Annotated in this window: 21 protein-coding genes; 14 read left to right on the top strand and 7 right to left on the bottom strand. The window is 31.1% G+C overall.

Annotated features, from left to right (window positions below; translation table 11 throughout):
- Positions 1 to 14: 14 nt before the first annotated feature.
- Both Ccar_RS12650 and Ccar_RS12645 read left to right on the top strand, forming a co-directional pair.
- Positions 15 to 1,196: an NAD(P)-dependent malic enzyme gene (locus Ccar_RS12650; RefSeq protein ID WP_007064123.1), complete on the top strand. Its 1,182-nt coding sequence runs from the start codon at positions 15 to 17 to the stop codon at positions 1,194 to 1,196.
- Positions 1,197 to 1,249: 53 nt separating this feature from the next.
- On the top strand, positions 1,250 to 1,969 hold the full coding sequence (locus Ccar_RS12645) for a DUF554 domain-containing protein (RefSeq protein ID WP_007064124.1): 720 nt from the start codon (positions 1,250 to 1,252) through the stop codon (positions 1,967 to 1,969).
- A 104-nt stretch (positions 1,970 to 2,073) separates the two neighbouring features.
- Here Ccar_RS12645 and Ccar_RS12640 read toward each other — a convergent pair whose 3' ends face one another.
- Positions 2,074 to 3,090, bottom strand: a complete 1,017-nt coding sequence (locus Ccar_RS12640; protein ID WP_007064125.1) for a LacI family DNA-binding transcriptional regulator — start codon at positions 3,088 to 3,090, stop codon at positions 2,074 to 2,076.
- Between the two features lie 698 nt (positions 3,091 to 3,788).
- Here Ccar_RS12640 and Ccar_RS12635 point away from each other — a divergent pair.
- From Ccar_RS12635 to Ccar_RS12620, 4 genes are all read left to right on the top strand, one after another.
- Positions 3,789 to 4,613, top strand: a complete 825-nt coding sequence (locus Ccar_RS12635; protein ID WP_082141595.1) for a dihydrodipicolinate synthase family protein — start codon at positions 3,789 to 3,791, stop codon at positions 4,611 to 4,613.
- Positions 4,614 to 4,724: 111 nt separating this feature from the next.
- Complete coding sequence (locus Ccar_RS12630) at positions 4,725 to 6,095, top strand: MFS transporter (RefSeq protein WP_007060681.1); 1,371 nt, start codon at positions 4,725 to 4,727, stop codon at positions 6,093 to 6,095.
- 132 nt (positions 6,096 to 6,227) lie between these two features.
- A complete protein-coding gene (locus Ccar_RS12625; protein ID WP_007060682.1) occupies positions 6,228 to 7,091 on the top strand; it encodes a fumarylacetoacetate hydrolase family protein in 864 nt (287 codons plus the stop codon).
- A 106-nt stretch (positions 7,092 to 7,197) separates the two neighbouring features.
- Positions 7,198 to 9,189: a methyl-accepting chemotaxis protein gene (locus Ccar_RS12620; RefSeq protein ID WP_007060683.1), complete on the top strand. Its 1,992-nt coding sequence runs from the start codon at positions 7,198 to 7,200 to the stop codon at positions 9,187 to 9,189.
- Positions 9,190 to 9,276: 87 nt separating this feature from the next.
- On the opposite strand, the gene Ccar_RS12615 is transcribed toward Ccar_RS12620, so the two are convergent.
- Positions 9,277 to 10,635 carry an MFS transporter gene (locus Ccar_RS12615; protein WP_007060684.1) on the bottom strand — a complete coding sequence of 453 codons (1,359 nt, stop codon included), beginning with the start codon at positions 10,633 to 10,635 and terminating at the stop codon, positions 9,277 to 9,279.
- A 117-nt stretch (positions 10,636 to 10,752) separates the two neighbouring features.
- Complete coding sequence (locus Ccar_RS12610; RefSeq protein ID WP_007060685.1) at positions 10,753 to 11,697, bottom strand: dihydrodipicolinate synthase family protein; 945 nt, start codon at positions 11,695 to 11,697, stop codon at positions 10,753 to 10,755.
- Positions 11,698 to 12,659: 962 nt separating this feature from the next.
- Here Ccar_RS12610 and Ccar_RS12605 point away from each other — a divergent pair.
- From Ccar_RS12605 to Ccar_RS12590, 4 genes are all read left to right on the top strand, one after another.
- Positions 12,660 to 13,676: a LacI family DNA-binding transcriptional regulator gene (locus Ccar_RS12605; RefSeq protein ID WP_007060686.1), complete on the top strand. Its 1,017-nt coding sequence runs from the start codon at positions 12,660 to 12,662 to the stop codon at positions 13,674 to 13,676.
- Between the two features lie 626 nt (positions 13,677 to 14,302).
- Positions 14,303 to 15,517 (top strand): efflux RND transporter periplasmic adaptor subunit, encoded by a 1,215-nt coding sequence (locus Ccar_RS12600; protein ID WP_007060687.1) that lies wholly within the window; start codon positions 14,303 to 14,305, stop codon positions 15,515 to 15,517.
- 13 nt (positions 15,518 to 15,530) lie between these two features.
- Positions 15,531 to 18,689, top strand: coding sequence for an efflux RND transporter permease subunit (locus Ccar_RS12595; RefSeq protein ID WP_007060688.1), 3,159 nt, complete (start codon positions 15,531 to 15,533; stop codon positions 18,687 to 18,689).
- 133 nt (positions 18,690 to 18,822) lie between these two features.
- Positions 18,823 to 19,743 (top strand): exonuclease domain-containing protein, encoded by a 921-nt coding sequence (locus tag Ccar_RS12590; RefSeq protein ID WP_007060689.1) that lies wholly within the window; start codon positions 18,823 to 18,825, stop codon positions 19,741 to 19,743.
- A 98-nt stretch (positions 19,744 to 19,841) separates the two neighbouring features.
- Here Ccar_RS12590 and Ccar_RS12585 read toward each other — a convergent pair whose 3' ends face one another.
- The 4 genes from Ccar_RS12585 to Ccar_RS12570 all read right to left on the bottom strand — a co-directional run bounded on the left by Ccar_RS12585 (position 19,842) and on the right by Ccar_RS12570 (position 23,188).
- On the bottom strand, positions 19,842 to 20,483 hold the full coding sequence (locus Ccar_RS12585) for a pentapeptide repeat-containing protein (protein WP_035774583.1): 642 nt from the start codon (positions 20,481 to 20,483) through the stop codon (positions 19,842 to 19,844).
- On the bottom strand, positions 20,470 to 21,597 hold the full coding sequence (locus tag Ccar_RS12580) for a DEAD/DEAH box helicase (protein WP_007060691.1): 1,128 nt from the start codon (positions 21,595 to 21,597) through the stop codon (positions 20,470 to 20,472). The genes Ccar_RS12585 and Ccar_RS12580 overlap by 14 nt, the downstream gene beginning before the upstream one ends.
- A gap of 108 nt (positions 21,598 to 21,705) precedes the next feature.
- Positions 21,706 to 22,365, bottom strand: a complete 660-nt coding sequence (locus tag Ccar_RS12575) for a FusB/FusC family EF-G-binding protein (protein ID WP_007060692.1) — start codon at positions 22,363 to 22,365, stop codon at positions 21,706 to 21,708.
- Positions 22,366 to 22,909: 544 nt separating this feature from the next.
- The gene (locus Ccar_RS12570) at positions 22,910 to 23,188 is read right to left on the bottom strand and encodes a CD3324 family protein (protein ID WP_007060694.1); all 279 of its coding nucleotides are present in this window, start codon (positions 23,186 to 23,188) and stop codon (positions 22,910 to 22,912) included.
- A gap of 402 nt (positions 23,189 to 23,590) precedes the next feature.
- On the opposite strand from Ccar_RS12570, the gene Ccar_RS12565 reads away from it, so the two are divergent.
- The 4 genes from Ccar_RS12565 (at position 23,591) to Ccar_RS12555 (ending at position 26,376) form a co-directional block, all read left to right on the top strand.
- A complete protein-coding gene (locus Ccar_RS12565; protein ID WP_048030075.1) occupies positions 23,591 to 24,022 on the top strand; it encodes a MarR family winged helix-turn-helix transcriptional regulator in 432 nt (143 codons plus the stop codon).
- Between the two features lie 119 nt (positions 24,023 to 24,141).
- The gene (locus tag Ccar_RS12560; protein WP_007060696.1) at positions 24,142 to 24,975 is read left to right on the top strand and encodes a nitroreductase family protein; all 834 of its coding nucleotides are present in this window, start codon (positions 24,142 to 24,144) and stop codon (positions 24,973 to 24,975) included.
- A 5-nt stretch (positions 24,976 to 24,980) separates the two neighbouring features.
- Complete coding sequence (locus tag Ccar_RS26755; RefSeq protein WP_007060697.1) at positions 24,981 to 25,157, top strand: hypothetical protein; 177 nt, start codon at positions 24,981 to 24,983, stop codon at positions 25,155 to 25,157.
- A 496-nt stretch (positions 25,158 to 25,653) separates the two neighbouring features.
- Positions 25,654 to 26,376 carry a response regulator transcription factor gene (locus tag Ccar_RS12555; RefSeq protein ID WP_007060698.1) on the top strand — a complete coding sequence of 241 codons (723 nt, stop codon included), beginning with the start codon at positions 25,654 to 25,656 and terminating at the stop codon, positions 26,374 to 26,376.
- Positions 26,377 to 26,385 lie beyond the last annotated feature (9 nt).

The raw sequence follows: 26,385 nt of genomic DNA, 5'->3' as shown, positions 1-26,385 counted from the left end.
GGAGGACAATAACTATGAATGTAAAAGAAAAGTCTTTAAAATTACATAGAGAAAAAAGAGGAAAAATAGAAATTGTGGGTACTATGCCTGTGGCCAATAGCACAGATTTAGCAGTGGCATACACTCCTGGAGTAGCTGAGCCTTGTTTGGAAATAGCTAAAAATAAAAATAATGCATATCAATATACAATGAAAGGAAAAACCGTTGCTGTAATTACAAATGGAACAGCAGTTCTTGGCTTGGGCAATATTGGACCGGAAGCAGGACTTCCAGTAGTAGAAGGTAAAGCATTATTGTTAAAAAGGTTTGGGGATGTTGACGCTATTCCTATAAGCTTAGACTCTATGGATCCAGATGATATAGTGAACACTATAAAGAATATTGCTCCAGGATTTGGCGGAATACATTTAGAAGATATTAAAGCACCAGAATGTTTTTATATTGAAAATAAATTGAAAGAATTGCTGGATATACCAGTGTATCATGATGATCAGCATGGAACTGCAATTGCAGTGCTGGCAGGTTTATATAACGCTTTAAAATTAGTTAAGAAAGATATAGAAGAAGTAAAGGTTGTTATAAATGGTGCAGGGGCATCTGGTATTGCTACAGCTAAACTTTTGATGTCAGCTGGAGTTAAAAATATAGTTTTATGTGATATAAATGGAGCGCTTGTTGAAGGTGATAGTGCTTTAAATGATGCACAAAGTGAGATGGCAAAAATAACCAATAGAAATTTTGAAAAAGGAACCTTAGCAGATGTAATTAAGGCAAAGGATGTATTTATAGGCGTTTCAGATGGCAATGTATTAACTAAAGAAATGGTTGAAACAATGAATAAAGATAATATAATTTTTGCATTGGCTAATCCTACTCCAGAGATAATGCCAGATCTGGCAAAGGCAGGTGGAGCTAGAGTTATAGCTACAGGAAGATCAGATTTCCCAAATCAAATTAATAATGTATTAGTTTTTCCAGGTTTATTTAATGGTGTATTAAAGGTTAGAGCAAAAGAAATATGTGATGAAATGAAGATTGCAGCTGCAAAAGGAATTGCAGACTTAATAAAAGACAGCGAATTAACTGAAGATAATATAGTTCCTAGTGTATTTGATAAAGGTGTTTGTGAAGCTGTTTCAAAGGCAGTAGTAGATACAGCTTGTAAACTTGGTTTGGTTAGAGAATATTTAATATAGAATTTGAGTGTTTATGATCATAAGCTTCAATAAACGAAAGGAAGATTATTAGTATGCCTATTGGAGTTATAATTAATAGTTTAGCAGTATTTTTAGGAGGTCTAATTGGAGCGCTTTTAGGAGATAAAATTCCGGAAAGAGCACGTGCAAGTTTACCTTTGACCTCTGGTGTGGCATCTATGGCTATGGGAGTAAGTTTAATATTAAAGATGAATGCAATGCCTGCAGTTGTCTTATCATTAATTCTTGGCAGTGCTATAGGTGAGTTTACTAAATTTGAAAGTGGAATTGAATGGTGTGTTCATCGTATACGTAGACCAATTGAAAAAATATTTTCTAATAAAGGAACTGTAGATAATCAAAAAGAATTTATGGAAAAGTTTGTTGGTATAGTAATTTTGTTTTGCGCCAGTGGTACGGGAATATTTGGTGCATTAAAAGAGGGAATGACAGGTGATCATTCTATACTAATAACAAAGGCGTTCCTTGATCTTTTTACAGCAGGAATTTTTGCAGCAGCCCTTGGTTATATAGTTTTGACCATATGTGTTCCACAATTTGTTGTACTAATATGCTTATTTTTTAGTGCATCAATTATATTGCCCATGACCACACCTGCAATGGTGGCAGATTTTAGTGCTTGTGGCGGCATGATTATGTTAGCAACAGGCTTTCGTATAAGTGGTATAAAAGCTTTTCCAATTGCAAATATGTTACCTGCTCTTATACTTGTAATGCCAATATCCTATTTATGGACTGCGCTTGTAAAATAAAATGTACCTTGCAAGATAGATTTAAATGTCTATTCTGTAGGGTACATTTTAATATTCTTCATATTTATTTTTTATGTTTAATAAAATATAAAAATACTTTGTGATTAATTATCCAATACTCTTACTGAAGATCTTTCGAAAATTGATGTATTTAAAGTAATTTCAACTTTTTCTTTCCATTGAGTAATAACATCCACAGCCATTTGCCCCATTTCATAATGAGGAATGGTTAGCGTGGTAAGAGGAGGAGTTGTATATCTTGCCTCTTTTATATCACCTATACTAATTATAGAAATATCTTTTGGAATGCTAAGTCCATGTTCTCTAATAGCGCTCATAGCTCCAATGGCAATATTATCATTTGCACAACAAATTGCAGTTAGGTCACTAACTTTAGAAATTAATGAACTAAAGGCTTCATATCCTCCCTTTTGTGAGAAATCACTACTAGTAATATAATTCTTATTGTATTCAATACCAGCAGCATCAATTGCTGCTTTAAATCCTTTTAGTCTTTCTATGGAAGTAAATACTTTTGATGGACCTCCCATAAAAGCTATTTTTTTGTGCCCTCGTTGAATTAAGTAATCTGTAACTTTCTTACCAGCATCGAAATCATTTATCATTACATATGGGATCTCAATTCCCTGAGGAGCTAAAGATACGATTTTCAAGCCATACTTTTCATGTCTTAAAAGTTGATTTTCAAGCTTTTTTTTGTAATCTACTTGATCAAGTCCTCCACCAGCAAGTATTATGCCTTTTACCCTGTGCTGCCAAAGATGCTCGTGGTATCTCAATTCATCTTCAGGATTACGACCTGTATTGCATACAAAAGACAAATAACCAAGTTCACTGGCTCTATTAGTTACGCCATTAGCCATTTCTCCAAAATAAGAATCAGAAATATCCCTTACAATTAAACCTATAATGTCACTGAATTTTTTCTTTAATCCTTGAGCAGCTTTATTAGGGGTATATTGTAATTCATCAATTACTTTTAATACTTTTTCTCGTGTCTTTGCAGCTACTGGATAATCAACATTATTTATTATACGTGAGACAGTAGTAACTGAAACTCCTGCCTGTTTTGCAACATCAATAATAGAAATATTTTTCATATATATACTCTCCTAAAAAATAAAATGGTTTCTTTAATTTATATTAAAAAGAAATTCATACTTTTATATTATATACAATTTTTAGCATATTAACAATGTGGCAAAGATATAGAGTGCAGTAACAAAACATCTATTCTTTTAAAATGTGAATGACAAAAATATTACTATTTTCTGTATCCATATTATAACACTATTTTCTGTGACAATGCATAATATTTATGATTCGCAGAAAATATCAGAAAACGTTATCTGTAATATTTTTAAGCTAACTGGATATAAATGCTACTTATTTAGTGTTGATGAATTTAGACGTTATAAAGATTTTTACAATTATTAGATTACTAGAAAAATAATTTTTTAGATAAATATTTAGAGTTAAATAGTTGCTGTATGGTTGATTTTCAACGTTTTTGAAGCTTTAAAAGGTTCATGGTTGGTTTGAAATTAAGTTATAGATATTAACACAAATACTTAAAATGTAAAATGATATTTTTATTTGATGAATATAATTTTCGAAAATTTTCAAAAAACTTGTTGACATTACAGAAAACGTTTTATATAATAAAGACATAGAAAACGTTCCCTATCAAAATATGACATAATTTTGATAAAGATGCACTGTTTTAAAAATGTTGGAATGCAGTTGATGTAATAAAACATTTTTGTAAAAATGCAGCGTCAAAAGTTTTGAGAAGGGTTTGTTTAAAAAATTATTTACAAATGGACATACTGGAGAAATAACAGGATTTTCAAATGAAGAAAGAGCACATGTTACAAAATTAGCAGCTGACAGAGTTAAAGGTAAAGTTAAGATCATTTCAGGAGTTTGTGCAGAAGGAACTTTTGATGCAATAAATCAAGCTAAAGCAGCAGAAGCAGCAGGAGCAGATGGAATTTTACTTATGCCACCACACTTATGGTTAAGATTTGGTATTAAGCCAGAAGGAGCTCTTAAATTTGTAAAAGATGTTGCAGAAGCTATAAATATAAAAATATTTATACATCTTTATCCTTCAAATACAAAATCATTTTATCCAATAGATTTATTATTAGAAATGTGTAAGATCCCTAATGTTGTAGCAGTTAAGATGGGAACTAGAGACATGCCTCTATATGAAAGAGATGTTCGTATATTAAGAGAAAAAACACCTGAAACAACATTACTTACTTGTCATGATGAAAATGTTTTATCAACAATGATTCAAGGACTTGATGGAGCATTAATAGGCTTCTCAGGCTGCGTACCAGAATTAATAACTGCTTTATTTAAAGCTGTTCAAAATGAAGATTTAAAAGAAGCTAAAAAGGTTAATGAAAAATTATTTGCAGCAGCACAAGGTATCTATGGAATAGGAGAACCTACAGGAGAAGCTCATGCAAGAATGAAAGAATTCTTAGTACAACGTAAAGTATTTACATCACCATTGATGAGACCACCTCTAATGCCTTTAGATCAACATGAAATAGATGTAGTTACTAAAGCATTAACTGATTCAGGTGTTGAAAAAGTTAATTTAGTTTAGTGTGATATAAAATGTGCGTTTCTTAATATTAAGAAACGCACATTAAATAACGTTGAGAGTAAACGATATCACTATTTTGTGCTTTGAGCACAGTGAAAGGAAGTAGTTAATATGAGTGAAAGTTCAGTAGTTTCAGATTCTAATTCTTCGCCAAATCGTGCTTCACAGCTTCTTGCACGTATGGAAAGTATTCCTTTTTCAAGATGGCATGTTAAGCCTCGTGTTATTGTAGGTACTGCTACTTTTTTTGATGGTTTTGATTCATTAACGCTTGCATATGCTATGCCAGTTTTAATTGGATTATGGCATTTAAAGGCTGGTCAAATTGGAATGTTAATTGCAGCAGGATATTTAGGACAAGCAGTAGGTGCACTAATTTTTGGTGTTGTAGCAGAACGCTTTGGTCGTATATTTAGTATAAAAGGTTCCATATTTTTAATGTCTGTGGTTGGAATTGCATGTATGTTTGCTGGCAATTATAATATATTATTTGCACTAAGATTTTTACAAGGCGTTGGACTAGGAGGAGAAGTTCCTATTGCTGCTACATATATAAATGAATTATCACGAGCTCAAGGTCGTGGAAAGTTCTTTATGGTGTATGAAATGATATTTCCTATCAGTTTAATGATAACTGCACAGATTGGAGCTGTAGTTGTACCAAGCTTGGGTTGGAAATGGATGTTTTTACTGGGCGGTGCAATAGGTTTAGTTATGCTGCCACTTTTCTTTATGCTTAGAGAATCACCACGTTGGTTGATTGGTAAAGGAAAATTTGATGAAGCTGAACGTGTCATTGAAGAAATGGAAGCAAGTACAGATAAGCGTTTACCTGTAAATATGACGAATATAAACAAGCCAGCTAAAAAAGCTGACTGGAAAGAATTATTCTCTCCATTTTATCGCTGGAGAACGTTAGTTGTATGGGGATTGTGGTTTTCAGCATACTTCATATCTAATGGTTTAAACAACTGGCTTCCTAGCTTATACAAAACTGTTTATAAGCTTCCGCTATCAGAATCTTTACATGCAGCGTCGCTTACAAATGTTATACAAGTAGTTATGGTATTAGCATGTGCATTTCTTATTGATAAGATTGGACGTAAGAGATGGGCAACAGTAGCTTTCCTTATAGCTGGTTGTTTACTTCTAGTACTTTTCCTTACTGGAGCAAAATCTGCAAGAAGTGTTATGTACTTAGGATCATCAGCTTATGGTGTTATAGGATCAATTACTGTTCTGCTTTATTTATATACTCCAGAAATATATCCTACAAGGATGAGAGCTATTGGAACAGCATTTGCTACAACGTGGTTACGTCTTGCTTCTGCAATAGGGCCTATGATAATTGGAATTGTTTTAGATGCTAAAGGAATTTCATATGTATTTGTTGGTTTTGCAATTATTTGTATTATAGGTTCAGTAATAGCTACGAGAATGATTGAAACACGTGAAAAAGTACTTGAGGAGATTGCTCCTTAAATAAAGCTATGATTAACCCTTACATAAAGAAAATATACATATTATCATACATATTTTAAAGTGTGTATGATAATGTGTGTATTTTCTTTATTATAGATTATGAGATTAAAGTAAAGGAGATGAGAGATTACTATGAAGTTAGTTAATTTTAAAGTTGGAGAAAAAATTAGGTTAGGTATTGAGACGGAGAACGGTATTATAGATGCAGTAAAAGCTGCTGAAGATTATTCTCTTAAAGTATATAACACTATAGAGGAAGTTATTGATGAAGGAGAAAAAGCTTTACTCCAATTAAATGAATTGATGAAAAAAGGAGTAGAAACAATTCCTGAAGATGAAATTATTTATGCTCCACCTGTGATAAAACCAGAAAAAATTCTTTGTATTGCTTCAAATTACATAACTCATTCACAAAAATCTGATGCAGATGATAAAGCTTTGCCAGTGATATTTAGTAAATTTAACAATGCACTTGCTGCACATAATCAAATTATTTCTCTACCAAAGTGTGGTGAAAAATTCGACTATGAAGCAGAATTAGTTATTGTTATTGGAAAAGAAGCTAAAAACATTTCCAAAGAAGATGCACTTTCCTGTGTGTTTGGATATACTGCTGGAAATGATTTGGCTGCTAGAGACCTTCAACGCAAAACTCATCAATGGTTAATAGGAAAAACTTGTGATAATTTTGCACCTATTGGACCTTGTTTGGTAACAGCTGATGAAATAGATGCTTCAAATTTAGAAATACAATGTAAAGTAAATGGAGAACTTAGGCAATATGGCAATACTAGAGATATGATTTTTGATTGTGCAGAAATGGTAAGCTACATATCTAATTATATGACATTAAAGCCTGGAGATATAATCTTTACTGGAACACCTAGCGGAGCTATTTTAACCTATCCAGAAGATAAACAAGAGTGGTTGAAGTCTGGAGATGAAATTATTGTTTCTATTGAAAAAATTGGTGATATCATAAATGTATTAAAATAGATTATTTATTATAAGATAAAAAATAAAATCAGCCTATATCTTCAATTGACATATACAAGATATAGGCTGATTTTTATAAAAGTTAAAGAATGAGGGGGATAAATTTGTGAAAACTAAAAATACATTTTCAAGTATAAAAAACAAGTTAATGCTTATTATGATAGTTATCGGTATTGCGCCAATAATATCTTTAGGCATTTTCTCTAATATTAAAACTGACAGTATTGTGAGAAATAGGTTTGAAGTTTCAACTAGCCAAACAATTCAAGAAGTTAATAGAGGCATAGAAAACTTTTTTGAAGGAATGTCTACACCCTTGATATTTATGGATAATAATTCATATATAAAAGAAATAAAAACACATCCGGAGAATGTATTAATATTAAATTCTATTTTTAAGGATGTAAAAGCTAGTAATGAATGCATTGAAAGTGTTATATTTGGATTGCCAGATAAAACAGTATATGTATATCCTGAAAGTAGTAATACACTAGACCCAACAACCAGACCTTGGTATATAGGTGCCATGGCTAAAAGGGGAAAGGTATTTTACTCTGATCCATATGTTGGTTTATTGACCAAGAAAAATCTGGTGACAATTTCCATGACTGTTGAAAATAATAATCAGGTAATTGGAGTTATAGGAGTAACTATAAATCTTGATAAGTTATCCAATAAACTATCAAGTATAAAAATTGGACAGAAAGGTTATATATATGTAACTGATTCAAAGGGTATTCTAGTAGCTCATCCTGATAAAAAGTTAATAGGTACAGATACAATAAAAAAATTGTCAATATGGGAAATGGCAAAAAACAGAGAATCAGGATTTCAAAAAGATAATTCTAAAAATGCCAATAATATTATTATTTATGACACAAATAAATTGACCAATTGGAAGTTATTTGCGTCGATGCCTAACTCTGAAATAAACGATGATCTTAATTATTTAAAAAAGTATTCAATTGTATTTATTTTTATAATGCTTGTACTTTCGGGAATAGCAGCATTAATTGTGAGCAGAAGGATCACTAAAAACATATTTAAATTACAAAATGCATTTAATAAGGCAGCCTATGGTGACTTGTCAATTCGGACAGATATTAATAGCAAAGATGAGTTCGGAAAATTAGGAAATGATTTTAATAAAATGGTAGAAGGTATAGGAACATTGATATGTAATGTTAAAGAATCCGCTGATATTTTAAATGAAAATTCAGATACAATAACTTCAATGGCTAAGGAAAGTGATGATGCTGTTAAAGAAGTGGCAGCAACAATAGGTCAAATTGCAGATGGAACTTCAGATCAGTCAATGAATGTAGATGAAGGAGTTAGAGAATTAGAACAGGTTAGCAATAAAATATATAATATTTCTGAACTTACAAATAAAATGTCTAATGAATCAGAAAATACCAATAGGTTAAGTAAAAAAGGATTAGAAGTAGTTAAAATTCTTACTGAAAAATCTGTCAATACTGATAAATCTACAATGGATGTTAATGATATTGTATTAGATGTACATAAATCATCTAATGAAATTAGTGTTATTACTGATACTATTAATCAAATATCATCACAAACTAACTTGTTAGCATTAAATGCTGCAATAGAGGCAGCAAGAGCAGGTGAGGCTGGTAAAGGATTTTCTGTAGTGGCAGATGAAATTCGTAAACTTGCTGAAGAATCTACTTCTGCAACTGAACAGATTCAAGCATTAGTTGGTAGTATTAGAGGAAAAGCACAAACAGCAGTTAAAGCAATGGAGGAGACAAAGAACAGTGTAAAAGAACAGAATAGTGCTGTTTCTGAAACAAGAACTATATTTGGAGAAATATTAACTTCAATAAACAAATTAACTTCGCAAATTCAATTGGTGAAGGAAAAGGCAGAAGAAACTATTAATAATAAAGATGAAATAGTAGCTAAAATGCAAAACATATCTGCAGTTTCAGAAGAAATTGCTGCAAGCACAGAAGAAGTTTCAGCATCTGGGGAAGAGATTACAGCAACAATGGATGAATTCTTAACCAATGCAAATTCTTTAAAACAATTATCAATAGAACTTGAAGCACAAATCAATAAATTTAAGTTATAAAATACTTTGGCAAAAACAAATTGGGATGCTGCATTTAGGCAGCATCCCAATTTCCTTTATATTAGGGAAGGGTGAATTAACTTTTGTTTAAGGTGCAATTTCCTCCAAGGATTTTCCGGTTGTTTCAACCATTCGTGTAGCTATTATTGAACCTATAATACAAATAACTGCAAAACCAAGAAATACATATGAAATTCCTTTAGCATCTAATACGATTCCAATTATCATAGGTCCTATTGCGGAAGCAAGACGAAGCCATGTTGTAGCAAATGCTGTTCCAAGAGCTCTCATTCTTGTAGGATATATTTCTGGAGTATAAAGGTATAGTAAAACAGTAATTGAACCTATAACACCATAAGATAATGATCCTAAATACATAACACTTTTTGCAGATCCTGCTCCATTTAAGAATAGTGTTGCAAGTAAACAACCAGCAACAAGGAAAGCTACAGTTGCCCATCTTCTACGTCCAATCTTATCAATTAGCAATGCACATGTTAATACTATAACTACTTGAACAATATTTGTAAGGGATGCTGCATGTAAAGATTCTGAAAGTGGAAGTTTGTAAACAGTTTTGTACAAGCTAGGAAGCCAGTTGTTTAAACCATTAGATATAAAGTATGCTGAAAACCATAATCCCCATACCACTAATGTTCTCCAGCGGTAAAATGGTGAAAATAGTTCAGTCCATTTTGCTTTAACTACTGGTTTGTTTACATCCATACTAACAGGTACACGCACATCTGTACTTGCTTCCATTTCTTTAATAACACGTTCAGCTTCATCGTATCTACCTTTAGAAATTAACCAACGTGGTGATTCTTTAAGTGTAAAGAAAAGAGGTAGAATAATTAAACCTGCTGCACCACCTATCAAGAATATCCATTTCCAACCATAATGTGGTACAATAAAAGCTGCAATTTGTGCAGTTAGCATCAAACTAATAGGGAATATCATCTCATATAGCATGAAGAATTTTCCACGCCCATGTGCTGCTGACAATTCATTTATATAGGTAGCAGCAACAGGAACTTCACCGCCCAATCCAACGCCTTGCAGGAATCGTAATGTAAACAATATATTATAATTGCCAGCAAACATACATGCAATTCCTATTACAGACATTAGAAAGATAGAGCCTTTTACACTATTTACACGGCCAAAGCGTTCGGCTATGACACCAAAAATAAGTGCACCTACTGCCTGACCTAAGTATCCTGCTGCAATTAGCATTCCAATTTGACCAGCAGATAAATGCCATAATCCAATTAAAACTGGCATAGCATATGCAAGGGATAGTGAATCAAAACCATCAAAAAATGTAGCAGTACCTATAATAACACGCGGTTTGATATGCCATCGTGAAAAAGGAATACTCGCTAGACGTGTAAGGAGTTCTGAGGCACGGTTTGTTGAAGAGTTTAAATTTGCATTTTCATTCATATTAACAATCCTTCCTTTCGCTGTGTCTAGAACACAAAGTTTGGTAAAACGTTTACTTATCGTATTATTTAATATGCGTTTCTTAATGTTAAGAAACGCATATATTGCCAAGATATATTAAACTAAATTAACTTTTTCAACACCTGAATCAGCTAATGCTTTAGTAACAACGTCTATTTCATGTTGATCTAAAGGCATTAGAGGTGGTCTCATTAATGGTGATGTGAATACTTTACGTTGTACTAAGAATTCTTTCATTCTTGCATGAGCTTCTCCAGTAGGTTCTCCTATTCCGTAGATACCTTGTGCTGCTGCAAATAATTTTTCATTAACCTTTTTAGCTTCTACTAAATCTTCGTTTTGAACAGCTTTAAATAAAGCAGTTATTAATTCTGGTACGCATCCTGAGAAACCTATTAAAGCTCCATCAAGTCCTTGAATCATTGTTGATAAAACATTTTCATCGTGGCAAGTAAGTAATGTTGTTTCAGGTGTTTTTTCTCTTAATATACGTACATCTCTTTCATATAGAGGCATGTCTCTAGTTCCCATCTTAACTGCTACAACATTAGGGATTTTACACATTTCTAATAATAAATCTATTGGATAAAATGATTTTGTATTTGAAGGATAAAGATGTATAAATATCTTTATATTTATAGCTTCTGCAACATCTTTTACAAATTTAAGAGCTCCTTCTGGCTTAATACCAAATCTTAACCATAAGTGTGGTGGCATAAGTAAAATTCCATCAGCTCCTGCTGCTTCTGCTGCTTTAGCTTGGTTTATAGCATCAAAAGTTCCTTCTGCACAAACCCCTGAAATGATCTTAACTTTACCTTTAACTCTGTCAGCTGCTAACTTTGTAACATGTGCTCTTTCTTCATTTGAAAATCCTGTTATTTCTCCAGTATGTCCATTTGTAACTAATCCTGCTATTCCTTTGTCAGCATATTGAAGTAGCCAATCTATATAGTTATTGAACTCCTTCTCGTTGATTGAATAATCATCATTTAGTGGTACCATTATTGCTGGATATATTCCGCCCCATTCTCTTTTCATTATTAAATTCCTCCATTTGTAAATAAATTTTTTAAACAATTCCTCTTCAAATACCTTTTGATGTTAAAATTCCTTTAATAGAAACATTTTCTTGTAGTGTTCACAAATGAATGCTATTAAAATATGGCAATCTTATAAATAAATCATGTCATAATTTGATAGGGAACGTTTTCTGTGATTTTATTATATAAAACGTTTTCTATAAAGTCAATAATTTTTTAAATTTTTTAAAAATTATTTTGTTTCTAAACATGTATATTATTTTGAGTAGTCTAATTATAAGCTAAATGAAAGTATGACAAAACTAAAAAAACATGGATAAAATCAATAATATCAGCTGTGTAACTATAAGGCTGTATTTAGATGCTTATATGAAAAATTAATTTTTTAATCATTATAATATTTAAATTTAAGTACATTAAAAAATAGCATTTGCACCAGGTATATGTAAAAAAAATACAGATAATATTTTCTAAAAAGTTTATGGATAGAAATACACTTGTTGCAATATAACTGAAAAATGTTATAATTAAATGTAAAAAAATGAAATAAATCTTCACTTTTTTAAAATAAAAGCTTTTTTTATCATACTTATTACTTTTTTATATTGTTAATATGTTAAAAATTATATATAATATGCATGAATGAGAAAATTTAAATACAAATTTTTTATAATGTATATGTATATTAATCTCCATAAGACTGTGGCTTTTGATGATTTCTAGATGTAAGTATATATTATAATATTTTTAACTATATGTAATTAAAGAATGATGTAAATTGAAGAAAACGTTTTATCCGATCGATACCATTGCTAATACCTCAAGTTGGGGATAAGCACTGCTACGCGCCTGGATAAGTTCTTCTAAGACTCAGATGTAGAGAGGCATTCCTCACAGGAAAACTCCACCTGAGTCTAAGAATCACTTGACCTTAATTTTGTTTTTTAGGAGAGTATACATATGAAAAATGTTTCGATTGTAGATGTAGCAAAACAAGCAGGAGTTTCAGTTACTACTGTGTCGCGTATAATAAATAATGTTAATTATCCAGTAGCGGCAAGTACACGTGAAAAAGTATTGAAAGTAATTGATGAATTACAATATACCCCTAATAAAGCTGCTCAGGGTTTAAAGAGAAAGTTTAGCGATATTATAGGTCTAATTGTAAGAGATGTTTCAGATTCTTATTTTGGAGAAATAGCGAATGGAGTAACTAATAGAGCTAGTGAACTTGGTTATTTGTCTTTTGTCTGTAATACAGGACGTAATCCTGAAGATGAATTGAGGTACCATTATCATCTTTGGCAGCATAGGGTAAAAGGTATAATACTGGCAGGTGGAGGATTTGATCAGCTGGATTATAAAGAAAAGCTTGAGAATCAAGTTGTGAGATATGAAAAATATGGCTTAAAAATTGTATCCTTGGCTCCTCAAGGAATTCAAATTCCCTATGTGATGATAAATGATTTTGATGCTGGCAGGAAAGTTACTGAATACTTAATTCAACGAGGACATACAAAAATCGGTTTTATCGGTGGTCCGCAAAAAATATTTGCATCCATGGAGAGATTAAAGGGATTTAAAGCAGCAATTGACGCTGCTGGCATTGAGTACAATAAGAAGTATATTACCAGTAGTGAGTTTTCTCAAAAAGGGGGATATGATGCTTGTAAATCATTGATGTCCAAGGGTAAAGAATTAACAGCAATTTGTTGTGCAAATGATAATATTGCAATTGGAGCTATGAGTGCTGTTAGGGAACATGGATTAAGCATTCCCAAGGATATTTCTGTAATCAGTATAGGTGATATAAAGGATGCAAAGTACACAAATCCTCCTCTTACAACATTAACCATTCCTCATTATGAAATGGGACAAATGGCTGTAGATGTTATTACACAGTGGAAAGAGAAAGTTGAAATTACTTTAAGTACATCAATATTCGAGAGGGAATCTGTTAGAGTATTAAATAATTAAATATAATGTATTTTTGGAGAAAAGTTAGAGAAGCATGTATTGCTATGATGGCATAATGCTTCTTTTTTTATTGCATAGAAATTTTTTGTTTTTTAAGTAAAAAGCATTCTATAAAATATTGTAGGTTCCATGAAAAAAAATGATATTTATCCAACACTTGTCTATTATATGTTGAATAATCAACAAATCACAACTAGATTAATGATTGAAGTTATACAACACACATTTTATAATAAACACATGTCTATTAATAAACAAGAGTTTTATATGATTAAATATAAGTTTTGCACATAATAAAAAAATGCGAAACATTTTTTAGAGGACAATTGACAGAGGACAGAGGACAATGAAGGTGAGTTTTTCTCCCTAAGTCGGAAAACTAATTTATTTTTAATCTTGTTTTGCTAACGCAAAACAAGATTTGAATTTATATAAGTGAACAATGTTTCGCTTTAGCGAGACGAGCCATCAAAAATTTAATTAAAGATTTTTCGCAGCAAAGCGGAGAAAAATCATCCTTCACTGTCCTCTGTCAATTGTCCTCTGTCCTCTGAAAAAGTTGTGTCGCATTATGCTTAAACTGTAAAAGTTAAGCATTATATTATTGAAATTATAGGAGGTATACCATGAATAAAAAATTTTTATCTTTTTGCTCACTGTTTATAACTGTAATTATGCTAAGTGGATGTGGTAGTAAGGGTGATTCAGAAAAAAATACTTCTAAAAATTATCCAGTTAAAATTTTAGAACTAAAAAATGAAAACAATCCTGTTTCGTTGGAATATGAAGGAATAACAGGTGGTAGTGAGGTGAGAAAGCTTTCCTTCAAAAGTTCAGGTAAGATATCTAAAATATATGTGTCAAAGGGTCAGGAGATAAAGAAAGGCGATGCTTTAGTTGAACTTGATAAAAGTGATTTGAACTTTGCCATGGAAGCTTCTAAAGCTCAGATGGATTCGGCTTCTGCACAATATGATAAGGCAGTAAATGGAGCGCAGCAAGAAGACATAAGTAAAGCTGATATAGCAGTAAAAAATGCACAGGATAACTACAATTATTATAAAGACCTATATGATAAAAATGTTAAATTATATAATTCAGGAGCGATTTCAAAACAAGATTTAAATAGTTGTAAACTTCAGTTAGATAGCACTGTCAGTGCTTTAAATGGTGCAAAACAAAGCTTGCAGCAGCTTCAAAATGGAAGTAGAGAAGAAGATAAACAAGCTTTATCGGCTCAAGTAAATGCAGCAAAAGCTGATTATGATTCAAAGGCTAATTTAGTTCAGGATGGAACTTTAACTTCCGATTCAGATGGTTATGTTGTAGATGTACTTTGTAAAGAAGGGGAAATGCAGCCTGCAGGAAATCCTGTTGTTTTAGTAAGAAGTAAAAATCAAGTTGTTACCATAGGTTTATCCTCTGATGATGTTAAAAAAGTGAAAATAGGTACAAAGGCTCAGGTTAAAGTTAGCAATAATAAGGTAGATGGGGAAATTTCAAATATAGTTCAAATGTCAGATAAAACCTCTGGAACCTATAGTGCTGAAATTAAGCTTTTAAAGCCTGTAGATAACAATACATTTTATGTTGGTGATACTGTAAAAACTTATGTTAGTATAGGAAATAAAAATGGAATATGGATTCCTATTAGCAGTATTTTAAATGATGGAGAGGACTATGTTTATGTATCAGAAAATGGACGAGCTGTTAGAAAAAATGTAACCTTAGGGGCTACAGATGAGGGTAAAGTTTCAGCAGAAGGTTTAAAGTCAGGAGACAAACTTATTATTGAAGGTATGAAAAACATAAAAGCTGGCTACAGCCTTACAATAAAGTAAAGGAGAATTAATTATGGGATTAATTAAAGCAGCCATAAAAAATAAAAAGATTATATTTGTCTTAGTACTTATTGCCATTATAAGTGGTTTCTATTGTTATCACATTATTCCTAAGCAAGAAAGTCCAGATGTTTCTTCTCCTGCTGCCATGATTACCACAATATATCCTGGTGCTTCACCTAGTGATATAGAAAAACTGGTATCCAAAAAAATAGAAGATAAGGTGGAAGAAATAAGTGGTTTTGATTATGTAGAATCTTATTCACAAAACAGCGCTTCCATAGTTATTGTAAATTTAAACAATGATGCAGATAAGGATAAAGCCTGGAGAGATTTAAGAGATAAAATAAAGGATTTACAATCTGAGCTTCCAGAGGGATGTCAGGAAAGTAAGATAGATACTAAGCTAACAGAAACTACAGGTATGATTATAAGTATATCTGGAAAAAATTATTCCTATGAACAGCTTGGAAATTATGCAGATGACATAAAGAAACAATTGAGTAGTGTTAGTGGTATTTCTAGATTTGATATAGAAGGAAAACAGAAAAAACAGGTAAAGATAGAAGTTGATTGGACTAAGATAAATAAGTATCCTATTTCCATTGAAGATGTGTGTTCTGTGTTAAAAGCACAAAATGTAGATATTCCTTCAGGATCTTTAAATTTACCTACTGGAAAAATAAAGGTTAAAACACCAGGTACCTTTACATCTCTTCAGGATATACAAAATACAATTGTTGGTGTATCAGGAAACAGTGGAGAAACTGTAAAAATTAAAGATATAGCAAAGGTATCTATGGATTATGATGAGGATTCTAATTATAAATATACCGATAATGGAAGTAATGCAGTACTGCTTTCAGGATACTTTCAGGATAATAAGAACATTGTTCTAATAGGCGATGATATAACAAAAAAATTAGATAGTATAAAAAAGCAATTGCCAAAGGATTTAACTATAGATCAAGTTACGTTTCAACCTAAGGATGTAAATGATTCAGTATCATTTTTTATGAAGAACCTTGAAGAAGGGGTAATTTTAGTAGTTATAGTTGTACTTATAGGTATGGGACTTAGAAATGCATTAGTAGTATCATCAGTTATTCCAATATCTATAGGAATGTCTTTTTTAGTAATGTATGTACTTGGAATAAAAGTTCAGCAAATGTCTACTACGGCACTTATTATAGCACTGGGAATACTGGTGGATGATGCCATTGTAATAGGCGACATTATACAGGTAGGTATAGATGAAGGAGAAAAACCTGATGAGGCCGCTTTTAAAGGTTTGAAAAAGTTGTTTGTACCTGTATTTACTTCTACCTTAATTATTGTTGGAGCTTTTTTACCACTGTTAACTATACCTGGAGAAGTAGGTGAGTTTTTAAAAACCTTGCCTCAAGTGGTAATAATTTGTGTGACCTGTTCCTATATATCAGCTTTATTTGTAACTCCAGCTATGTCTGCTTTAGCTTTTAAAAAGAGTAAGTGCGTTAACAAGGAAAGTAAGATCAAAAAAATGTTTCATAAGCTTTTAACTTATGGACTTTCTCATAAAAAGAAAGTTATTATTGCAGCTTTGGTAATATTTGTAGTATCTGTAGGAATAACAAAAACTTTAGGAATGCAGTTTTTCCCTTATGCAGATAAAAATATAATATATATAGATGTTAGTAATGAAAAAGTTGAAGATATTAATAGTACATCAAAGTTGGTAAAACAAGTGGAAGATGTATTAAAGTCACAAAAAGAAATTACATCTTATACTTCAGCTATAGGTGGTGGAATGCCTAGATTTTATATTACATTACCTACAGTAACTCCAGCAAAGGACACTGCTCAAATTTTGGCAAAGGTAGATTTAAATAAAACTAAAAAATTCAATACTAATAAAGAGCTGACTCAATATGTACAAGATTTACTGGATAATAAAATTTCAGGAGGTACAGCTACAGTAAAGTTATTAGAAGTAGCTGAACCTATAGGTGCTCCTGTAAGATTAAGACTTACTGGAGAAGATTTGGATCAAGTATATGCAGCTTCGGATAAAATACAGCAGGAGTTAAAAAACATTCCTGGAACCTTAAATGTAAGGGATGATGCTGCAAAAAAGACTTATCAATATGAAGTAAATATAGATGATGCAAAAGCGTCAACCCTTGGTTTATTAAAGTCAGATATATTAAAACAAATAAACATTGCATTAAAAGGTTACAGTAGTTCTGTATATAGAAAAAATGGAAGTGAGTATGACATACTAGTAAAAACTAATATAGCTTCTGTTAAGGATCTTGAAAATTTGCAGATTAAATCCAGTGTTACGAATAATAAAGTACAGCTGTCACAAGTAGCTTCTGTTAAATTGAGTTCGGAGTTGGATCAGATAAAACATTATAAGAAGGATAAAACTATCACTGTGTACAGTGATGTAAAGACAGGTTATAACTCAGTAGATGTGGAAGATGCACTAAGCAGCAAAATAAGCAAGATGGATTTAAATGGAGTAAATGTTATTTATGATGGTGAAAAATATCAAATAGAAAAAAACTTCACCAGTCTTGCTTTAGCAGGGGTACTTACTATACTTATAATTTATATACTGCTGTTTATACAATTTAAATCTTTTGTACAGCCTCTTGTAATTATGTGTTCGCTGCCATTAGCCTTAATAGGGGTAGTAATAGGACTTCTAGTATTCCAAATGCCATTATCTCTAACGGCTGTAATGGGAATAATAAGCTTAATTGGAGTAGTTATAAGAAATGCTATACTGCTTATAGAATATATAATTGAAGGAAGAAAGGAAGGACTTTCCATAGATGAAGCTTGTATTCATGCTGTAAGCCAAAGATTTAGGCCTATAATATTAAGTTCAGTGGCAACTATCACAGGTATAATTCCACTTGCATTTTCAAAAAGTGCCTTGTTTGGACCTATGTCAGTGACCATAATGTTTGGACTTTTGGCAGCTACTTTCCTCACTTTCATTGTAGTTCCTGTTGTATATTCAATAGTTAATACAAAACTAGATGATGGTAGTTTAAAGTTACAGTTTAATGGCTTATTGAAAAAAACAGGAATGATAAATGTATGGGGAAAAGTAAAAGAGATAAATTTACAAGAAAAAATAAAATCTATGATTGATAAAGTTAAGGAGATTAGAAAATAGATTAACATTTATGAAATATGTGATTTAAGGAAGAGGACGTTTGGTATTAGTATTAAGAACGTCCTCAATTTTTATGCTTTTCTTCATTTAAAGTAATGATATAATTTAATGAGAAATATTATGGAGGAAAGAAATGAATTTTACAGCTATAGATTTTGAAACTGCAAATGAAAGAAGAAATAGTCCATGCTCAATTGGTATTGCCGTTGTTAAAAATGGACATGTTGTAGAAAAAATACATCACTTAATACGACCTAAAGAAATGAGATTTATGCCAATTAATATTGGAATTCATGGAATAAGACCAGCTGTGGTTGAGAATGAACCAGAGTTTGATAAGGTATGGGAAAAGATTAAGCATTATTTTGATGGAAATTTAGTAATAGCTCATAATGCTTCCTTTGATATATCAGTTTTAAGGAAGACTGCAGAACTTTATGATATAGATCTGCCAAAGTTTAAATATATTTGTACCATGAAACTCAGCAAAAATTTTTATAGAGGAATTGAAAATGCAAAATTAAACACAGTAAATGACTTTTTAGGATATGAGTTCAAGCACCATGATGCATTGTATGATGCTCTTGCATGCAGCAATATATTACTTAATATAGCAGCGGAATTAAAATGTGATGATATTGATGAAATATCTAAACTAGTAGGAGTAAGCATAGGAACTGTAGATGGCTGCGAATATAAGCCGTCACGTATTAAAGGAATTACAATAAAAACGTCTAATAGAATTTATGTTCCTAAAAAACGAAGTGTATTTAAAAGATTAAAAACTGATGCATATAAAAATGAAGTAGTGGTATTCACTGGAAGGCTGGATTCTATGCCAAGAGATGAAGCTATGGGATTAGTTAGAGTACTTGGAGGAACTACAGGAAGTTCTGTTACGAGAAAGACAACAATTTTAGTGACTAATATGAAAGATGCAAAAGATTTACGTAGAGAAGAAATGAGTACTAAGCTTAAAAGAGCAGTAGACTTAAATATAAAGGGACAAAATATAAGGTTTTTAAATGAAGATGAATTTTTAGGAATAAAATAAGGTTAGTTGTCATAAGTAAGTGAGGTTTATAGCTTTAACCATTGATATTACTTGGGTAAAGCTATTTTAAATTATAAAAGGCAGTGTTCTAAGCAATGTTATTCTTGCAAATTCAAAAACTTTATTATATAACTTAAAGTGTAAAATTCCCTGTCTAGCTTTGTAACAATTGACTTTAGTCCCGCAATTATTGTTTCTTCTGTAAAATTTTCTAGTAGAAGCATAATATTTAATGTATTAAGGCCGCCGTCTTTTGTATCAAGGACTCGTGCTTTCTTTATATACTTGTTTTCCATAGCGGTTAAAACAGCACTTCTTAACTCGTCACTGATTTCTAATTTTGGCATTTCTTCGAAGATTCTGATGCCGGGGGTATTTATATCAATATTTTTAGCTTTGCTCATATCAGTAGATAAGAATATAGTATTTATAAACTTTACATCCTTGAAATTAGTATCTTCCAGCTTAACAGAGTCAAGAATAGCATTTTCAAAAATAGAACTTTTAAAGTCACTGCCTTTTAAATTTGTTCCAATAAATTCTGCATATTTAAAGCTGCACTTTAAGAAATTGGTAGATTTAAAATGTGCTCCTCTAAAGCTTACAAAATCAAAAATTGAGCCTGAAAAGTCACAGTTATAACAATTGCTTCTCTCTAGGTTTTTGTACATAAAGTTTTTATCTTTCTTCTCTATATTATTGTAGTTGAAATTTCCTTTAACACTTCTATTTGTTGCCATGATTCTCTTCACCTAAGTCCCTTCTTGGTATTTTAAATTTAATAGCTTTTTCTATTTCTTCAAGTCTCAATCTGTCTTTTGGGTCAATAAATAGGCAGGTGTAGCCTTCCTCTCCAGCTCTTCCGGTTCTGCCGATTCTATGTATATAACTTTCTGCACTTTCAGGTATGTCATAGTTATATATATGGCTGACTCCGCTTATATCAAGTCCCCTAGAGGCAACATCCGTTGCTATTAAGTATTGAAAATCACCATTTCTAAAGGCTTTCATTATTCTTTCACGTTTTGACTGAAGTATATCACTGTGCAGCTTTTTGCAGTCGCAGCCTCGTTTATATAGTGATACTTCCAGTTCATCCACTCTTCTTTTGGTTCTGCAAAATATTATAGCCATATATGGATTGTCTTGATTGAGCACGGTGCACAAAGCATCTTGTTTTCTTCTGTCTGTAGTTTCTACTACCTGTTGTTTAATAGCATCAAGAGTTACTTCTTCTTTATTTATTGTTACTGCTAACGGTTCTTTTGTGTATCTATAGGCCAGTCTTTTAACATCTGAATTTATGGTTGCAGAGAAACAAAGGGTTTGGCGTTTTTTAGAGGTTTCCTTTATAATTGTCTCCACATCATTCTTAAAGCCCATTAAAAGCATTTGATCTGCTTCATCCAGCACAAAGGTTTTTAATTTACTTAAATCTATGGTTTTTCTTTCAAGATGATCAAGAAGTCTTCCCGGGGTTGCAATAATAAGATGGATACCTGTTTTTAACTTCTTAAGCTGAGACCCTATATCCTTACCTCCATAGGCTGCCAATATATTAATATCCTTAGCCTGTTTAAGCTTTAGAGCTTCCTCGGTTATCTGAAGGGCAAGCTCCCTTGTAGGAGTTAAAATCAAGGCTTGAACTGCATCCACCTTAGTTGAGATATTTTCAAAAATGGGAAGCAAAAACGCCAGTGTTTTTCCTGTGCCGGTTTGAGATTCCACTATAACATCTCTTCCGTTCTTTATAAGACTTATGCTTTCGGCTTGAACCGGTGTGGGCTCAGTGATGCCATTATTTTTTAATATCTTTACTATATCTTCGCTGATTCCTAATTGGTTAAAATTCATTATTTTCTACCTTTCAATGGAAGCTTAATTAGAACCTTCTGGCTGCCATATCTTTTAATCATATACTATTTATAAGAATTAAACAAACAATTTATACAGATGTGCTTATCACTTTATATTGTTAACATTTTTTAAAATTTTCTCAAGTTTTTCAGTAGAGACAATTCGCTCATTACATTTTTTACTATCCAAACAAATATAAAAGCCTATTGATTTATAGGCACCTTCCCCTGAATTAGATGTTTTACAGACAGGTGAAACAAAAGCTACTTCATCTTGTCTTCCTACATGATTGCAAAGTGAACATATATGGGTATTGTTTGAACTATGGTTTGGCATTCTGCATGTCATACCTATGAGATTATCATTCATATTATATGCTACAAATAATTTTTTAGTTGGCTCATCAACCCAACCTAAATATACAATCTTTGAATCTTGTACATCTAAATTTTGCAATTTTAATTTCTTTTCTTTTTTAAACAGTTTACTGATTTGTGCGATTGTAACTTTTGGCATTCCATATACATATTTATCTAATCCAGCTAAATATGTATCAATTTGTGATGAGTCATTTATTTCATTAATATCAAGCAGTTCTTTTTGTTCAGGGGATAAATTTGTAAAAGTATTTAATATTTTATCGGATATATATGCTTTACTAGCCTCAACAATATTAATATCTACACAGCTTTTAAAAGTATTATTTAAATCATTTAAACACTTTTTTATATAATTATATTCATGTTTTTTTATGAAAGTTTCCATAAAAATTTAGCACCTCTTTCTAATATGTGTTATTTTTATTATGAATGAAAATAGGTATGGAATTATCTTAATTTGCTATATTATGAATCCATTAAAAAAGATGATTATTATTATTCCAGTTGAAAGTAACAATAATCATCTTGACTTAAGTCATATTTCATATTCACAATCATTTTATCCGAGCGGCTACCATTGCTAATACCCCCACTTTCTTTGTATGAAACTCCTTCTCCTATTGTCGAAGGAGTAAGTGATTCGCACAAAATCATAGATTTTGGCTCTCTACTTAACTGTGGGATAAGCACTGCTACGCGCCTGGATAAGTTCTTCTAAGACTCAGATGGGTAAAATGCCTAAATGGCATTTTACGAGCTTTTGCTCAGGTAAGAGGTATTCCTCACAAGCAAACTCCACCTGAGTCTAAGAATCACTTGATTTTTGAACCTTGTCTTAAAATACAAATGATGATTTCATTGGATTGCTACAATGAAATCATAACATAGTTTAAAATAAGCATTCAATCTAATAAATAATTCCGTAATGATTATGAGCATAGAAGCTTTTCCTGACCTATTATTCTTCTTATACTTTTTTCTGATAGATAATATTCTTGAGTTAACTCAAGAATAGCAGCCCCATTAATATATTTTTTATAAATCTCTTTATTTCTCAATTTAAGGATACTCTTTATACCACTCTTTTCTCCCCAGGATTTATGATTTTCATTTTTTCTGGGGATGTAAAGATATTCTCCATCTACATATTTTTGTATTATTTTAACAATTTCCTCTGGCAACACATCTTGTGCTTTTACATGTTTCATTTCCTTACTCCTTCACTCTTATCATAGAATTGAAGCAAAGAATACACAAAAGCTATGTGTTACAGAGCCTAAAATATGTGCGCAGTTCAGCTAATTTAACAACTTAGGCTCCAAACAAAGCATAGCTGAGTTTGTTGTAGTCCTTGCAAGGAGCAAGCTGATGTAAAGCTGAATGTATCATAGACCTTCATAAAAAATCACCCCCAATACGCACATATTATATCATAATTAGGAAATTTTACGAAGCACTATAAAGAATGTATAAATAGTAAAAAAATCATTTCAACTTCAAGTATTTTTATATAAGTATAACTGATTAAACAGTATATAACTTGACATTAGTTCGGCGACGTACTATACTCGTATTAACATCAAGTGAAAAAAATGGGAGTATTACTTATTATGAATAAATATTTAGCTATATCTAAAGTTTCAAAAATAAGAAGTGAGATTTTTAATTATATTGAATGTGAACTTAAAAAGAGAGGAATTGAGGGGCTTGTAGTGTCACATGGTAATATATTAGATATACTCTATGATAATAATGGAAAATTAACTATGAAAGAAATAAGTGAAGGAATTAATCGTACAAAGTCTACAGTTACTCAGTTAGTGGATAAATTATTATTAAACGGATATGTTGCCAAAGAAGCAAATTTAGAAGATAGAAGATCATCTTATATAGTATTAACCGAAAAAGGGCTAGGTATAAAGAAAGATTTCAAAGAAATTTCAGATAATGTGATTAAAGAATTTTTTTATGATTTTACAGAAGAAGAAGCTGAAACTTTACTTATGTTATTAGATCGGGTAATAAACAACTTTACCCGATAATTTTTTTATAATTATAGTTCGGTACCGAACTAGTAAAGGGGGAGGATAAAAAATGACATGAATTAATGCAGTATATTTTACATTATAAAATTAAAAAAATATTTGAAGGAGATATTAAAATGAATGAAACTATAGAAATAATAAAAAGCCTTAAAACTGTTAGAAAGTTTTCTGATAAAAACATATCAGAGGATAATTTGGAACTTATATTAAAATCATGTGTAAATGCAGCTACAGCATCAGCTAGACAAACCTATTCTATTATAGTTGTAGAGGATAAAAAAGTTATGAAAAAGATAGGATATGTTGGTGACAAAATGCTGGTATTTTGTGTTGATTTTAATAGAGTGATAGACTCAGCTGAATATTTAGAATTTCAATATAAACATGAAATACCTATTGTAGCTTTTATAACAGGCAGCACTGATACAATTCTTGCTGCACAGACTGCTGCTATTACTGCAAAATCTCTTGGAATTGATTCTTTTTTCAGCAATTGTGTACACAGGGGAAATATTAATAGAATATATGATTGTTTAAACCTACCGAAAAAATATTGTTTTCCAATAGCTGCATTGATGCTTGGCTATTCAGACGATGAAAAAATAAAATTGACAAAGAAAGGTCGATTAAGTGGAGAAGGAGTAATACATTTTAATAAATACAAGAGATTAAATGATGAAGAATTGAAAAATATAGTTTTAGAATACGATAGTGAAGATAAACACTTTCTATCTTTAATTGATGATTGGAGAGAAAAAGGATATAAGCATTATCTAGAATATTTTTATGAAAAATGGTGTGGATGTTCAAGGACAAATGAGAAAAGTGATAATCAAATAGAGTCTAACAGTCAATACAGTGAAGTAGAAAAGATGTTGGTTAAGACTGGATTTTTATGCAAATTTATCAAATATGATTCTTCAAAGAGAGCAAATGAAAGTTATAGGTAGGTAAAATGAAAGGCTATACTATATTTACAGGTGTAAATGGTGTTATTGATATATGTGATAAAATTAATATATATGATAATACAGAAATGTTAAAAATAGTGATGGCAATTGAAAAAGGTAAAATAGAATGGAAAGATAAGAAAATACCTGGTTGGCTGCGTAATTTTTTTAAAAGTATATAGTAAAAAATTTTTGCTGAGTTACCTTTTTTATAAGCCTATATATTAAATATAGCTAATTTTTAAAGAGATATTTAAACTAGAAATGCCTCTTTTTTTAAGCTATACTATTATAACATAGAGTTTTAGAATAAGTATTGTTGCGGTTCGCCTTCACCGTGAAACCCTCGACAGAAATGTCGTGGGTTTTTATATATTAACAGAAAATCATAAGTGGCATTTATGCAAATAGTTGGTATTAGAAAAATGTTATACAAATAGCAGTTTAGAATATAATAACTAGTTTCATAAGATTCAAAGTTGATAATTAAGAAACGGAATTGGGATATTCAGAACAGAGTCTTAGAATACATAATTTCCGAAAAACTGAAATACGATTAAAAAGTTAATTGCAAAGTATGGTTAATAGAATTACTATATTAGATATAATAGTAATATAAAGGAAATGTTCATTTGGTTAGAGTAGCATTTTTTATTATTACATATTAAGGAGGATTATATGGTAATGCATAACGAACTTAATTGTACTAACTCTAGAATTTTACTTATTGATGATGAATTAGACATAACTGATCTTATAGAAGAAGTGCTAAAAAGCGATGGTTTTAAAGAAATAAAAAAAGCTCATTCAGGTATAGAAGGCATAAATCTAGCAAAAAAATATTCACCACACATCATTGTACTAGATATAATGCTTCAAGATATAGATGGTATAGAGGTTTGTAAAAAAATAAGAGAATTCTCTTATTCTCCAATACTTTTCCTATCATCAAAAGACGATGAGATAGATAAGATACTAGGTCTTAGTAGTGGAGGGGATGATTATATCACAAAACCATTTAGTCCAAGAGAAATATCCTTCCGTATAAAAGCTCAAATTCGCAGACAACATTATAATAAATCTATAGAAAATACCAATGAAATAGTGAATATAGGCAACTTATTCATTGATATAGATGGTGGAAGAGTCCTTAAGGAAGAAAAGGAAATAGAATTAACAGGTACAGAATTTAAAATATTATCCTATTTAGCTCAAAACCTAAACAAAATAATAAGTAAAGAGAGACTATATGAACAAATATGTGGAGAATATGCAGTAGGCTGTGATAATACTATTATGGTTCATATAAGACACCTAAGAGAAAAGATTGAAATAAATCCTTCAATGCCTGAACTTCTCCTAACAGTAAAGGGCTTAGGTTATAAGCTAGTAAAGGAATAGGGGTAATTC

Origin of the sequence: Clostridium carboxidivorans P7, assembly GCF_001038625.1 — a bacterium.
Classification (GTDB): Bacteria; Bacillota; Clostridia; order Clostridiales; family Clostridiaceae; genus Clostridium_AM; species Clostridium_AM carboxidivorans.
This window is presented reverse-complemented; position numbering and strand designations above follow the sequence as displayed.